Here is a 14,583-nt window from a genome sequence, read left to right on the forward strand (position 1 = left end):
TTGGCAGATGGAACAGGAACCCGAGAGCACCCCTCACGAGGTAGCGAATCAGCGAACGGACCCGCGGCGGGCGACTGCGCCTGGCGAGGGCGTAGCCGCTGATTCTTCGGCGCACCTGCAGTCGCAGATTCGGGCCGCGCGCAGCGAGATTGAGAACCAAGTTGCTCACGCCCGCGCTGAGTTCGAAGTAGCGAACGAACGCATCAAAGAACGCACTGGTCGCAACCTCATTCTCGCGATCGTCATTGCTCTCGCGATCGGCGGCGTGCTGCTCGGGTCTCTGCTGTTCTTCAAGAGCCTGTTCGTCATCTTCGCTCTTGCTGCGAGCATCCTCGGAACCGTCGAGCTGTCGCGAGCCATGAATGGCTCCGGACGTCGGGTCGACGTCGCCCCACAGCTCGTCGCGGGCAGCGTGCTCATATTGACAGGCTACTTTTTCGACTCTTGGATGCTCTGGATCGCGGTTTTCATAGCGGTCGCCACGGTCATCGTTTGGCGACTTTTCGCCCAGATGACGGCGGGAGACGGACGCGCCTACGCTGACGTGCTGTCGGATGCGTTGGTGTCTGGTTTCGTGCAGTTGTACGCCCCCTTCCTGGCGAGCATCTGTGTGGTCTTGGTACGTCAAGAGCACGGAGAATGGTGGGTTCTCGGTTTCGTCTGCGTGGTTGTAGCCGCTGACACCGGCGCATATGCTGCGGGTCTTACCTTCGGAAAACACCCGATGGCGCCCTTGATCAGCCCCAAAAAGACTTGGGAAGGCTTCGCTGGCGCTGTGGTCGCAGCCGTGGGAATTGCGATGCTCATCTCGATCTTCATGCTCGGTCTGCCATGGTGGTTCGGGTTCATCTTCGGTTTGGTGATATTGGCTACTGCGACGTTCGGCGACCTTGGCGAGTCAATGATCAAGCGCGATCTGGGGATCAAGGACATGAGCTCATGGCTTCCAGGGCACGGCGGAATCCTCGACCGACTCGACTCGGTTCTGCCCTCGACGGCAGCAGCACTCGGGCTTTACTACCTCTTCTCCCCTTTGGCGGTGCTGTGACCACTGTAGAGACCAAAGAGTCTGCTTTTCCCCTTACCCGCGGACGCACCAAGGGGTACGCCCCGGCAGAGGTAGACGCGTTCATCTCTCGCGCGCGGGTGGCCTTCGAAGAGGGGGAGGAGCCCATAGGGTCTTCGGAGGTCAGACAGGTGGCGTTCCCGCTCGTTAGAGGTGGATACTCGATCGCTGCAGTGGATGCTGCGCTTGGTCGCATCGAAGACGCTTTCGCGGCGCGAGAACGCGAAGCGGCAGTCGCGCGCGGTGGGGTTTCGGAGTGGGTCGGCCAAACCCGAGAAACCGCCCAGGTGGTTTTAGACCGGCTATCCCGCCCTCGGCGATCGCGTTTCGCGCGCGTCAGCGCGCTGCGCTACGGCTATCGCGTCGAAGAAGTGGACCTGGTTGCAGACAAGCTATCGACGTACTTGCAGACAGGCGAGTCTGTGACGGTTGAGCAGGTGCGCGGCGTAGCTTTTCGCATGCAACGCGGTGGCTATCGTGAGGCTCAAGTAGATGCCGTGCTTGATGCGGTTGTCGAAGTGATGCTCGCGGTCGAATAAGTGCGCTGGCCCCTACCGTTCGCTCCTGAGCGGGTCGGTAGAATTGTGTCACTGTGACTTCGCTACTTCCACTGATCAATTTCGGTAGCCCGCATTCCCTGCAGGGCACGCCGGCGTTGACGGACCGGTTCTGATCGAATGCCGAGGTCTAATCGACGTCGACCGGACCCAGGGGACGACGACTCGTTCCAGAGAATGTTGTCGGGATTCAAGCGCACTGAGAGCAAGCGGGGAGGCGAGTGGACCGTGCAGCCGGTGTCAGCTCAGAATGCGCAGAAAGTCTATGCGTGCCCGGGTTGCGGTCGCGGCATTCAGGTGGCAGAAGCTCATATCGTCGCGTGGCGTGCTGATGGCGTGCTCGGCGACAGGGCAGACCTCGAAGCGCGTAGACACTGGCACAGAGCCTGTTGGAGGATCAACTGATGGAAATCCGTGGGCCATTCGCCCTACCCGCTCTGCGAGAGAACATCGAGTTCGAAACGCTGGATGGATTGACGCTGGTCGGCGAACTGGCCGTGCCGGTTGACCGGGCACCCGTGGCCACGCTGGTAACGCTTCATCCTCTGCCGACGGCGGGTGGGTTCATGGATTCACATATTCTGCGCAAGGCCGCCGCTCGATTGCCGGCACTGGCCGATCTGGCGGTATTGAGGTTCAACACGCGTGGCACCACATCACCGCGCGGCACCAGTGAGGGTGCATTCGATGGCGGCGGCGCAGAAGCATTCGATCTCGCCGCGGCAATGGACTTCGTGCGGGAACGAGAGCTACCCAATCCTTGGCTGGTCGGCTGGTCCTTCGGCACCGAGATCGCTTTGAAGTACGGACGCGATCACGATGTGAATGGTGCGATTCTGCTATCACCCCCGTTGCACCGCGCCACGGAAGAAGACGTCGCGGCGTGGAAAGGCGACCCGCGAACACTGGTCGTGCTCATCCCCGAGTTTGACGACTATCTGCGACCTGCCGAGGCGGTGCAGCGCTTTTCGCCCGTGCCCGAGGCGACCCTCATCGCCGTCGAGGGGGGAAAGCACCTGTGGGTCGGCGAAACGCAAACGCGTCGCGTGCTGACCGAAATCGTGGGCGCTGTCAATCCCGACGCGTTGCCGCTCGCTACCGAGTGGCCCGACGACGAGTAGACGGCGTCGAAACGGTTGGCTAGCGTTCGTTCTGGCGGGGGATCAGCACCTGACGGTAGATGATCAGCACGCTTGCCGCAACGGGAATTGCCACCAGCGCGCCGAGCAAGCCGAGCAGCGAACCGCCAGCAAGTGCCGCGATGACAACGACTGCTCCCGGAACCGACACTGCGCGCCCCATGATCCTGGGGGCGAGCACGTATGCCTCGACCTGCATGTAGATCAGGTAGTAGATCGCGGCAATGAGCGCGACCGTGGGGCTTCCCAGGCCCGGGATCAGACAGGTCAACACGATGATGGTCGAGCCGGTGAGCGTGCCGACGAGCGGAATTAGTGAGAAGAAGAAGGCGATGACGGCGAGCACAGCAGGAAAGGGCGCGCCGATGATGTTCAAGAAGATCACGCTGAGAACGCCGTTGATCACGCCTAGCGAAAGCTGACCGATGACGTAGAAGCCCACGGATGCAGTGATTTGCTCGCTGAGATCTATAAACCGCGGGCGCTTCGAGGCCGGGACGGCTTGGTATACCGCGCTCTTGAGGTGCGGGGTGGACGCCGTGAAATAGATGGTGAGAATCAGCACGATGAATGCGCCGCCGAGCCCTGCGATGACAGCTGCACCCACCGCGAGGAGGCCGCCACCGATCGATCCTCCAATCTCACCGAGATCGAGTTCAGCAAGCCACTCTTCGAGATACTCGAAGACATCGTCGACGAGCAGCGTGGGAAAGGTGGTGTGCAGCCAGTCCTTGAGCTGCGGGATCGGGTCCCACGTGCCGTTCTCGACTAGTCGTTGTATCTGGGTGACGAGCTGGCTGATCTGCCCGACGATCACCGGCACGATCATCAGAATGATGCCCGCGAAGGCTGCCAGCACGCCAAGAATCGTGATGAGTACTGCCGCCCACCGTGGCAGTTTTCTTCGCTCGAGCCAGGCGACGATGGGATCAAGTCCTAGAGAGAGGAATAGCGCCGTGCCAACGTAGAGCAGAATCGTCGACAGCGTCTGTACGCTGCCGATGAGCAGGAGCCCGAGGCCAACGCCCAAAGTGGCGACGAACGCGGTCCGGAACGGATTGTGCAGCTTCACCGGACTCCTTTCAAGGTCTGCAATTGTTCTTCTTGGTCAGGATACGCACTGCACACGCTCAGGCTTGTGTATGACACCTCCGGGTCGCCTCTCAGGTGTAGTTCGCTAGTCTGAAATGTCGAGTCGGAGGTGTGTTGCCTTCTGCAACTACCCCGGAAAGGTGTTCTTCGTGCGTTTCGTTTGGGCCGTGGTGGCATTCGTGCTGGCAACCGTGCTGATTGTCGCGGGTATCGCCCAGCGAACGGTGTTCCAAGGGCCGACGACCGAAACAGCGGAGATCAGTGTCACCGAAGACGCTCCGTTCGTATTGATTGACGGTGCCGTGTTCAACGCTCTTCCGGGGTCGCAGACTTTGCGTGCCAACGCGGAGGGCGAGATTTTCGCCGCCTACGGTCGCACCGCAGACATGCAAGCCTGGCTCGCCGACACCACCTACAACTCCGTCACGCTCGACGCCGCCGGTGAGATCGACGTCTCTCTTGTCGAACCGGTGCCGCCCGCTGTTGAGGATGACGAAGCATCCGCCCCAGCGACCGACGCGCCAGCGACCCCGGAAGCCACCGAAGATGCCGTTGCGACCGATGTGCCTGAACAAGAGCCTGACACGGGCGTTGTGATCGCCGGCAGAAGCCCGGCGGGATCTGACCTGTGGTTGGACGAGTTTCAGCAGAGCGACCTGCTGATTGCTTCACTGCAGTTGCCCGAAGAAATGAGTGTGCTCGTCGCCGCCGATGGAACGCTGCCAGCTCCGTCGGCGATTTCAGTCTCGTGGCCGATCGGCAACGGCACCCCGTTGGCAGGACCGCTGATTGCGCTGGGTGCGATTCTCATGACCGTCGGCGTGTTCCTCTACATTCTTGGGATCAACCATGTTCGCCGCTCTCGCGGGCCACGGCGAAAGGGGCTGCCGATACCCGTCACCGAACCCATCGACGTCGCCACTATCGAAGCAGAGGAGAAGGGCGTGATCAGTTCCACCCCCACCCGTCGTTCGATCTCCGGATCACGACGCGCATTTGCCGTTGTCCCCGGTGTCGCCGTTGCCGCCCTGCTGTTCTCTGGTTGCGCCGCTGATGCCTGGCCGCAGCTGACCCCCGCGAGCACGCCGTCACCCACCGCGACCGTTGTCGCTCCGGAAGGGCAGAAGCCGCCTGCGGTGACCAAAGCACAGGCCGAGCGAATCTTGGCGGAGATCTCCACCACGGTTGCTGAGGCAGATGAGTCGATGGATGCTGATCTCGCCGCCACGCGGCTCTCTGGCCCCGCGCTGGCGGTACGCGAGACGAATTATGTGTTGCGAGACGCCTTAGAAGACACGGCGACGCCGGATCCCATCCTCAACCAACCCCTCGAGATCCTCCTTCCACAGGCATACGATGGCTGGCCTCGGTCTGTGATGGCTGTTGTCGACGACGAAGCCAGCAAGCTCGCCACCATCGTCGTTATGAGCCAGGCTGACCCGTGGGCTGAATACAAGATCTCGCATGTCGCGCGACTGGAAGCATCCACTTTGATGCCCGATCTCGCCCCGGACTATATCGGTGCCGCACAGGTGCAACCAGACTCTCCGTTCTTGTTGATCGCGCCAGAAGATCTCGCCACGGCGTATTCCGACGTCATCAACAATGACGAAGACAGCGAGTACTACGGTCTGTTTGACGCAGAGACTGACGCGCTCCGGGTGAGTATCGCAGCAGATCGTGAAGAGCGCCTCGCAGCGTTCAACGAGACTGGTTCCACTACCGGTGAGCTTACTTTCAGCACGACGCCAGGCACCGACGAGCCGATCGCCCTCGCTACGCTTGAAAGTGGCGCCATTGTCGCAGTGACGATCACCGAGCACGATTCGGTGAAGCCGACGAATGAAGACGCATTCATCAAGCTGTCTGGGAATCCGATGGTGGAAGAACTCACGGGCGAAGATCAGTCTGCAACCGGCTTTTCTACCGACTACTCGGATCAGGTATTCTTCTACGTTCCGGGACAGGGATCGACAGAGAAGATCCGCTTGCTCGGATACGGATCAGACATACTCGGTGCAAAGGTGATCAATTGAGCAACCCCATGACCGGCGCTAACCTCCGCGGTGCCGTCGATCTTTCCAGTCTTCGCAATCGACCAGCGACGCCAGCAGCTGATTCGGCCGCGACGGCGTCTGACGGCAGCGTTGCATCGCCGTCGCTGGTATTCACCGCGACGGACGACGGCTTCCAAGAAGTGGTCGAGCTTTCACGCACGGTTCCGGTTGTCATTGATCTGTGGGCGGAATGGTCTGAGCCCAGCAAGCAACTGAGTCCGATGCTTGAGAAGGTTGTCAACGAGCTCGCTGGCAAACTGGTGCTCGCCAAAGTGGACGTCGACGCCAACCCGCAGCTGGCTCAAGCGTTTCGCGCGCAGTCAATCCCCATGGTGGTCGGCCTGGTTGCCGGGCAGCCGGTTCCGCTTTTCAACGGCGCAGTTTCCGAGCAACAACTCCGCGACGTGTTCGCACAGCTATTGCAGCTTGCGCAGCAGCACGGGGTGACGGGATCCGTTCCGGTCAGCGACGCGCCCTCGACAGACGATGCCGCAGAAGAGCCGCCGGCGCCGCCCTTGCCGCCGCTGCACGCCGAAGCGTACGACGCAATCGAAGCCGGCGACTACCCGCGCGCGATCGCGGCCTACACCAAAGCCCTCGCAGAGAATCCGCGCGATGCTGATGCTCGCGCGGGACTTGCCCAGGTGAGTTTGCTCAATCGGGTGCAGGGCCTCGATCTTCAAGAAGCGCGTGCCATCGCTGCTGCCAACCCGCTCGACCCATCCGCTCAGTTCGCTGTTGCCGACCTGGATCTGGCGGGTGGCCACGTCGAGGATTCCTTTGGGCGATTGCTGGAACTCTTTGCTCAGCTTCCCAACGACGAACGGGCAGTGGTGCGCGAACGCCTGCTTGAGCTGTTCGGTGTCATCGGCGACGACGACCCGCGCGTCCTGCGCGCGCGCGGGAAACTAGCCTCACTGCTGTTCTAGCAGCCTCTGCGGACGGCTGACGGGCCTAGCCGCGCGTGGGCGAGGGAATATGCTTCTGCGTGCTGTGGCGCAGCCACAGCACGCCCAGCGGGGGCAAGGTGAAGTGAGCTGTCCCGTCATCGTCGGTGTTGACCACGCCGAGATTGCCGACCCCCGAACCGCCGTACGCGGCAGCATCCGAGTTGAGGATTTCGTCCCAGACACCAGTTTCGGGCAGCACGAGAGTGAAGTCGTTCTGGGGGGTACCAGCGAAGTTGCACACGACCACGATCGTGTTGCCGTGCCAGTCGCGCCGCGCGAACGCCGAGACGTTGGCGTTCCAGTGCGGTGCACCCAAACGAGTGAACGCTGATGAATCGCTATCTCTAGACCACAGCGCCGCCTGCTCGCGGTAGACACTGTTGAGCGTCGCGACGAAGCCAGCCAGCTGGGCATGAGGGGGCTGATCAAGCATCCACCAATCGAGCGAGCGACTTTCAGACCACTCTGCGATCTGGCCGAACTCCTGCCCCATGAAGAGCAATTGCTTGCCTGGGTGGCCCCACATGTACGCCAAGTAGGCGCGCACGTTCGCCAACTGCTGCCAATGATCACCCGGCATTCGCCCGATAAGGCTGCCTTTTCCGTGCACGACCTCGTCGTGACTGATCGGCAACATGTAGTTCTCGCTGAACGCGTACACGAATGAGAAGGAGAGTTCGCCCTCGTGGTGAGCGCGGTACATCGGATCACGCTTGATGTACTCGAGCGAATCGTTCATCCACCCCATGTTCCACTTGAAGCCGAACCCGAGTCCGGCGTGGTTGGTGGGTGCGGTGACGCCGGGAAAGCTTGTGGACTCTTCTGCGATCATCGAGATGCCGGGGTACCGCTTGTACGCGGTCGCATTCACCTCTTGCAAGAAATGAATCGCTTCGAGGTTTTCGCGACCGCCGTGAACATTAGGCTCCCATTCACCTGCTTCGCGAGAGTAATCCAAGTACAGCATCGAGGCGACCGCGTCAACGCGCAGCCCATCGATATGAAACTCTTCAAACCAGAACAATGCGTTTGCAACCAAGAAGTTGCGTACCTCATTGCGTCCGTAGTCGAAAATGTAGGTACCCCAGTCGCGATGCTCGCCGCGGCGAGGGTCTGGGTGCTCGTAGAGCGCTTCACCATCGAACTTGCCTAGCGCGAAGGAGTCTTTGGGAAAGTGCCCGGGAACCCAATCCATGATCACGCCGATATCTGCCTGGTGGAGTCGGTCGATCAGGTAGCGAAGGTCGTCGGTGCTTCCGTATCGGCTGGTGGCGGCGTAATAGCCGGAGACCTGGTAACCCCAAGAACCACCGAACGGGTGCTCAGCGAGTGGCATGAACTCGATATGAGTGAACCCCTGCGCCGATACATAATCGACGAGCTGATCTGCTGCATCGCGGTATGACAACCCTTGACGCCACGATCCGAAATGGATTTCGTACACCGACATCGGCGACGTCGTCGGTGTCGTCTTCGCGCGTGTCTTCATCCAGGCAGCATCGTTCCATTCGTAGGAAGACTCTTCGACGACCGAGGCCGTGCCCGGAGGGATCTCTGCGAACCGTGCCATCGGGTCAGCCTTCATGATCCATTGGCTCGACCTGGTCAAGATCTCGAATTTGTAGTTGGCGCCGCTGCCGAGGTCGGGCACGAACAGTTCCCAGACGCCGCTGCCACCCATAGAGCGCATCGCGTGGCCTTGGCCGTCCCAGCCGTTGAAGTCGCCGACCACGCGTACCGCACGGGCGTTGGGCGCCCATACGGTGAAAGATACGCCGGGCGTTTCATCGATCACACGCACGTGGGCTCCTAGCGCGTCCCACAGCTGCTCGTGCCGGCCCTCGGCAATCAAATGCAGGTCGAGCTCGCCGATCGTGGGGGAGAAGCGGTAGGGGTCCTCTGCCGTGTGGGTGGAACCATCGTCGTAGGTGGCAACAACGGCGTACGCCCCAGGTTTGCCCGCGTGGGTGCCTTCCCAAATGCCCGCACGTACGTGTTCCAGCGGTGTGCGGCTTCCATCGCGGAACACCGCAGTAACGCCCTTCGCGAGTGGCCGGCGAACGCGCACAACCCACTCGCTTTCGCCCGTATCGGTCACTCCCTGGTGCAGCCCCAGCACAGCGTGTGGCTCGTGGTGCGAGCCGGTGGCGACCGTGTCGAGGAGTTGTTGTGATGGCATCATGCGAGACCCCTGACGTGAAGGATATGTACCGGTTCGTGAAAAGCGTCGAGTCGAACGAAATTATGGTCTGACCACGTCCACTCAGCACCCGTGATCAGGTCACGCACCTGGTACGGGTCGCCGGGAGTCACCCCCCAAACCTGGGTGTCGAGGTGCACCATCGTTTCGCGAACCGAGTGGGGATCGGTGTTGACCACGATGATCAGTGTGTCGCTCTCGCCGGTCGGTGTGAACGCGGCGTCGAGATGCTTGACGTAGACGAGGATGGCGTCGTCGTCGCTCCAGTGCACCGTTACGTTTCGCAGCTGGCCGAGGGCTGGGTGCGAGGCGCGAATCTCGTTGAGCTGACGCAAGAAGGGCGCCAGCGAGTCGCCACGCTCTTCTGCCCCCTCCCAGTCACGCGTCTTGTACTCGTACTTCTCGTTGTCGATGTTCTCTTCGGCCCCGGGTCGAGCAACATTCTCATAGAGCTCGTATCCCGCGTAGACGCCGTACGTTGGTCCAGCTGTTGCGGCGATGGCTGCGCGAATTCGATACGCAGGACGACCGCCGAACTGCAGATACTCCGTGAGAATGTCTGGCGTGTTCACAAAGAGATTCGGCCGAAGGAAATCCGCCGTTTCCCGGGTGAAACTCCCGAGAAATTCTTCGAGCTGCGCTTTCGTATTGCGCCACGTGAAGTAGGTGTAGCTCTGCTGGAAACCCGCTGCCGCGAGCGACTGCATGATGGCGGGCCGGGTGAACGCCTCGGCAAGGAAGATCACTTCAGGATGCTCGGCGTTCACTGTCTTGATCAGCCACTCCCAAAACTGGAGTGGCTTGGTGTGGGGGTTGTCGACGCGAAAGATGGACACACCCTGAGCGATCCAATGGCGCACGATTCGCAGAACTTCGACTCGGATGCCTTCCGGGTCGTTATCGAAGTTGATCGGGTAGATGTCCTGGTACTTTTTCGGCGGGTTCTCGGCAAACGCGATCGTGCCATCGGGCAGTGTCGTGAACCACTCGGGGTGTTCTGCCACCCACGGGTGATCGGGTGCCGCTTGGAGCGCGAGATCCAGAGCCACTTCGATGCCTTCTTTTCGCGCTGCGCGCACAAACGCTCGAAAATCAGCGAGGGTGCCGAGGTCGGGGTGAACAGCGTCGTGACCGCCAGCAGCCGACCCGATAGCCCACGGAGACCCGGGGTCGGTCGGCCCCGGGTCGAGAGTGTTGTTGCGACCTTTGCGGTTGATCGTGCCGATGGGATGGATCGGCGGCAGATAGAGCACGTCGAATCCCATCGCCGCAACTGCTGGCAGACGCTTCATAGCAGTGCGGAATGTGCCGCTCTTGATCGAGCCATCCTTCAATTGCCGTGCGCCCTCTGAACGAGGGAAGAACTCGTACCACGCCCCTGCGCCCGCTAGCGTCCTTTCGACCAAGAGCTCGAAAGTTTCGCCGACGGTCACGAGCGACATCAGCGGACGAGCGTGAAACACCGCCTCCAGGCTCTCGTCTCGCACGGTCTCAAGAACCTGCTCGTCGCTCGTCTCAGAAGAAAGCAAGACGCTGGCCGCGTTGGTGAGCAAACGACGCACGGCCGCGGGGCGGCCCTTTTCACGAGCCGCGCTCTCGCACAGCGACGCACCGATCGTGCGCATCAGAGAGACATCTACGCCGGCAGAGATCTTCAGATCTGCGGCATGTTTCCACGTAGCGAACTCGTCGGTGAAGGATTCGAATCGATAGCTCCATACGCCACTTTCCAGCGGAGCGACCTCTGTTTGCCACTCGTCGAAGCCGTTGTCGAGTGCACGCAACCGATGCAACGAGTCCTCCCCAGCAGGAGAGGTCAGCCGCAGTTGCACGCCGATGATGTCGTGCCCCTCCCGAAACGCGGTCACGCGAAAGGGAACGACCTCGCCGACGAAGGCGCTAGGGGAGTAGTCGCCCCACGGCACCGTGGGTGCGGGTTTGGCGAAGGGGATGCGGCTCGCACGTGTATCGGTGCTCTGCTGCCACGGCACAACCGGGCGCAGAGGAACATGTGAGTTGCTCCGCCATGGACGGGGGGACGCTGAAGGCTTTTTGCTGGCCACGTCTTGAACCTACCGCGCTATCAATTCTCCCGCGCGGCATGTCGGGGCGTGTGCAGTGACAAATCTCATTCCGCGCGGAAGAAGCGCATCGACGTTCCTGCCAACGGCACCACGTCGTTCGGGGCGAAAACAGCGTGGTCCTCGTCGGGAACCTCATCAGCGCTCGACCAGAGCGATACATACCGCGTGACGCCCTCGATCTCAGGCAGAGTGACGTCAATAGGCGTCTCGATGCCGTGAATCATCAGCAGCACCCGGTTGAAGTCCTCGTTCTCTGGAGTTGATGCCGCGACGTACTGCAATGTGCGGTGTGCCGGCGACGTCCACCGTTCGGCCGACATCGTTTCGCCGGACTCGTCGTACCACTCCATCACCGACGCAGAAGGCGTGAACTCGTCAAGCCGCGCGAAACGGGTTGGCCGGATCGCAGGGTTCTCGTTGCGCAGGCGAATGAGCGTCTGCACGTGCGCGAACAGTTCTTTCTGCCAGGGCGCGTGGTCCCATGCGAGCCAGGTCAATGCGGAGTCATGGCAGTACGCGTTGTTGTTGCCTCGTTGCGTGCGCCCGAACTCATCGCCCGCGCTGAGCATCGGCACACCGGCAGACAGCATGAGCGTGCCGAGCAGATTTCGCATGGCTTTTCGACGAGTAGCCAGAATGCGTTCGTCGGTTGTGGGCCCCTCAGCACCGTGGTTGAAGGAGCGGTTGGTGTCGGCACCATCGCGGTTCTGCTCGCCGTTTCCCAGGTTGTGCTTGACGTCGTACGACACCAGGTCTCGCAGCGTGAATCCGTCGTGAGCGGTGACGAAGTTGATGCTCGCGATCGGACCCCGCTCTGCACTGAAAGTATTCGAAGAGCCGGCAAGGCGCGTGGCGAGTCCGCCAATGCCCACCGGCGACGTCGATGCGCGTCGGGCATAGTCCACGTCACTGAGCCAGAAGTTTCGCACCCGATCGCGGTATCGGTCGTTCCACTCACTCCAGCCTTCGCCGAAGTTTCCGGTCTGCCAGCCACCCATCCCGACGTCCCACGGCTCAGAGATCTTCTTGACACCTGCGAGTTGGGGGTCGTCCATGATCGTGCGCAGCAGCGGGTGGTCTGGAGTGAAGGTGTGGGCGCCGTCACGTCCGAGCGTCGCGGCAAGGTCGAATCGGAATCCGTCGATCTGCACTTCGTTCGCCCAGTAGCGCAGCGAGTCCAGGATCAATCGCGCCGCGGCATCGGTCGAGGTGTTCACCGAGTTTCCGCATCCCGTCACATCGATATAGGCCCCGTCTTCTTGCTGTCTGTAGTACGAGCGGTTGTCAAGCCCGCGAAGGCTGGTGCGTGGGCCGCCCAGGCCTTCTTCCGAGGTGTGGTTGTAAACCACATCGAGAATTACTTCGAGTCCGGCTTCGTGAAGAAGCTTCACCATGCCCTTGAACTCCCGAAGCACCGCGTCGGGGCCGTTCTGGCGGGATTCCACGGTCGCGTACAGGTCGTGAGGAGTGAAGAAGTTGAGGGTGTTGTAGCCCCAGTAGTTCGAGAGTCCGTGCTGCAGCAGGCGTGGCTCTGTCACAAACGCGTGCACCGGCAGCAGCTCGATGCTGGTGACACCGAGGCTCCGGAAGTGTTCGATCATGGCGGGGTGCGCCAGGCCCGCATATGTGCCGTGCAAGGCCGCTGGCACATCAGGGTGACGCTTGGTCATTCCCTTGATGTGGCCTTCGTAGAGCACCGTGCGGTCCATGGGGATCGCGGGCTTTTGCACGCCGCCCCAATCGAACCCGCCATCGACGGCCACAGAGCGCCACTCACCGTGTCCGCTCGGAGCGAGTCCGCGCGCGTATGGGTCGATGAGCAGAAAGCTGTCGTTGAACGTGTTGCCGGCCGAGTGCGGCCCGTCGGCGCGGAGGGCGTACTTCGCCCCCGGCCGAAGCAAAGGCGTGGTTCCCTGCCACACTCCACCGCCGACTGGCGACAAAGTCACGGTGTCGGTGATCCAATCAAGATCCGTGTCGTCGAAGATGACCAGCTCGATGTCTTCGGCGTTCGCAGACCACACGCGAATCGTGCCGCCATCGTCCTGGTACGTGACACCCAGATTGTCGAGGCTGCTGTCAAGCAGGCCTGCGGGCGCAGGGGCTTCGGGTACGGGCGCTGAGGATGGGCTGTCTGCTGTGTCCTGAGGATCGGACGACGACATGGCCTTCGGGCGGGGCATGCGCTCTACAGTAGTAAGGCCCTGAGTCAAGCGCGTTACGACAGGACGGAGAATCACGCGTGTCGCACTATTTCGACCATGCTGCGACATCGCCGTTGCGCCCTGAAGCACGTGACGCATGGCTCGAGGCCAGTGCGATCGTCGGAAACGCCTCGTCTATTCATGGCAGTGGGCAAAACGCACGGCGCGTGCTCGAAGAGGCGCGCGAGCGCATGGCTGCCTCGATCGACTGCGAACCGATCGAGGTCGTCTTCACCTCCGGTGGCACCGAGGCGGTCAACCTCGCGTTGAAGGGGCTGTGGTGGACCCGTGGTGCCGCCGCGACCGGATTCGTGATGCCCGAAGGCGAACACCACTCGACGGTGGATGCTGCGCAGTGGCTGCGTGACTATCAAGGCGCCGGCATGCGCGAGGTGCCACTCGATCCCCTTGGGCGTGTCGCGCCGGAGACGTTCGCCGGGCAGCTGCCAGGCGCCGCGTTCGCGACCGCGCTGGCAGCCAACAATGAAGTCGGCACCGTCAATGACGCCGTGGCGCTGAGCGAAGTTGCGGCTGAGGCCGGTGTGCCGCTGCACCTCGATGCGATCGCAGCGTTCGGTCACTTGCCGGTTTCGTTTCGGCAGTGGCGGGGCGGGGCACAGGGCCGTAGCGGGCTGGTGGCGCTGAGCGTGTCAGCGCACAAGGTGGGTGGACCCACAGGAATCGGCGCCCTCGTCGTTTCGCGCAAGGCCGAGGTATCTCCCTTGTTCCACGGCGGTGGGCAGCAACGAGGCCTGCGTGCTGGCACCCAGGATGTCGCGAGCGCGGTAGCGTTTGCTGTCGCGGCCGAGCTTGCTGTGGCTGAGCGCGAGGCAGAGGCGGTGCGCTTGGAAGCGCTTCGTGACAACCTGATCCAGGGCGTGCTGGGGTCGGTGGCCGATGCGACTCTGCTTGGCGACCCGGTGAACAGGCTTCCCGGAAACGCCCACTTCTTGTATCCCGGGGCGTTCGGTGAAACCTTGCTCTTCTTGCTTGACCAGGCGCAGGTCTCGGTGTCGACAGGCTCGGCTTGTCAGGCGGGCGTTCCAGAGCCGTCACACGTGGTGCTCGCTCTTGGTCGCGACGCGGTGCAGGCGCGCCAGGTGCTCCGTTTCACCCTCGGACGCACCTCGACCCAGGACGACATAGACGCGCTGTTGCGAGTTTTGCCGGCAGCGGTCGAACGGGCCCGCGCAGCATCCGGCCCACGTACAGCCGAGCGATCGTAAACTGGACC

The 14,583-nt window shown here is 61.9% G+C and carries 11 protein-coding genes; 7 read left to right on the forward strand and 4 right to left on the reverse strand.

The genetic code is table 11. The annotated features are described in order from the left end of the window. Positions 1-7 precede the first annotated feature (7 nt). The 4 genes from SJY18_RS01840 (at position 8) to SJY18_RS01855 (ending at position 2,744) form a co-directional block, all read left to right on the forward strand. The gene (locus tag SJY18_RS01840) at positions 8-1,048 is read left to right on the forward strand and encodes a phosphatidate cytidylyltransferase (RefSeq protein ID WP_337338085.1); all 1,041 of its coding nucleotides are present in this window, start codon (positions 8-10) and stop codon (positions 1,046-1,048) included. After that, entirely contained in the window at positions 1,045-1,605 is a 561-nt protein-coding gene (locus SJY18_RS01845) for a DivIVA domain-containing protein (protein WP_337338084.1), read from the forward strand. The genes SJY18_RS01840 and SJY18_RS01845 overlap by 4 nt, the downstream gene beginning before the upstream one ends. Positions 1,606-1,743: 138 nt before the next feature. Beyond that, positions 1,744-2,028 (forward strand): hypothetical protein, encoded by a 285-nt coding sequence (locus tag SJY18_RS01850; protein ID WP_396668210.1) that lies wholly within the window; start codon positions 1,744-1,746, stop codon positions 2,026-2,028. Beyond that, positions 2,028-2,744 carry an alpha/beta hydrolase gene (locus tag SJY18_RS01855; protein ID WP_337338082.1) on the forward strand — a complete coding sequence of 239 codons (717 nt, stop codon included), beginning with the start codon at positions 2,028-2,030 and terminating at the stop codon, positions 2,742-2,744. The genes SJY18_RS01850 and SJY18_RS01855 overlap by 1 nt, the downstream gene beginning before the upstream one ends. Before the next feature lie 19 nt (positions 2,745-2,763). Here the strand turns inward: SJY18_RS01855 and SJY18_RS01860 are convergent, their stop codons facing one another. Beyond that, complete coding sequence (locus SJY18_RS01860; protein ID WP_337338081.1) at positions 2,764-3,834, reverse strand: AI-2E family transporter; 1,071 nt, start codon at positions 3,832-3,834, stop codon at positions 2,764-2,766. Positions 3,835-4,003: 169 nt separating this feature from the next. Here SJY18_RS01860 and SJY18_RS01865 point away from each other — a divergent pair, with 169 nt between their 5' ends. Continuing rightward, positions 4,004-5,890, forward strand: a complete 1,887-nt coding sequence (locus SJY18_RS01865; RefSeq protein WP_337338080.1) for a glycosyl transferase — start codon at positions 4,004-4,006, stop codon at positions 5,888-5,890. Next, complete coding sequence (locus tag SJY18_RS01870) at positions 5,887-6,840, forward strand: tetratricopeptide repeat protein (RefSeq protein WP_396668211.1); 954 nt, start codon at positions 5,887-5,889, stop codon at positions 6,838-6,840. The genes SJY18_RS01865 and SJY18_RS01870 overlap by 4 nt, the downstream gene beginning before the upstream one ends. Positions 6,841-6,865: 25 nt before the next feature. Here SJY18_RS01870 and glgB read toward each other — a convergent pair whose 3' ends face one another. The 3 genes from glgB to glgX form a co-directional block, all read right to left on the reverse strand. Further along, positions 6,866-9,043, reverse strand: a complete 2,178-nt coding sequence (gene glgB, locus SJY18_RS01875; RefSeq protein ID WP_396668212.1) for a 1,4-alpha-glucan branching protein GlgB — start codon at positions 9,041-9,043, stop codon at positions 6,866-6,868. Then, positions 9,040-11,124 (reverse strand): maltotransferase domain-containing protein, encoded by a 2,085-nt coding sequence (locus SJY18_RS01880; protein ID WP_396668213.1) that lies wholly within the window; start codon positions 11,122-11,124, stop codon positions 9,040-9,042. The genes glgB and SJY18_RS01880 overlap by 4 nt, the downstream gene beginning before the upstream one ends. A 65-nt stretch (positions 11,125-11,189) precedes the next feature. Next, a complete protein-coding gene (glgX, locus tag SJY18_RS01885; protein ID WP_337338077.1) occupies positions 11,190-13,328 on the reverse strand; it encodes a glycogen debranching protein GlgX in 2,139 nt (712 codons plus the stop codon). Positions 13,329-13,387: 59 nt separating this feature from the next. On the opposite strand from glgX, the gene SJY18_RS01890 reads away from it, so the two are divergent. Beyond that, positions 13,388-14,575 carry a cysteine desulfurase family protein gene (locus SJY18_RS01890; protein WP_396668214.1) on the forward strand — a complete coding sequence of 396 codons (1,188 nt, stop codon included), beginning with the start codon at positions 13,388-13,390 and terminating at the stop codon, positions 14,573-14,575. Positions 14,576-14,583: the final 8 nt, after the last annotated feature.

The sequence above is a fragment of the Microbacterium sp. R86528 genome (assembly GCF_044596335.1).
In the GTDB taxonomy this organism is placed as follows: domain Bacteria; phylum Actinomycetota; class Actinomycetes; order Actinomycetales; family Microbacteriaceae; genus Microbacterium; species Microbacterium marmarense.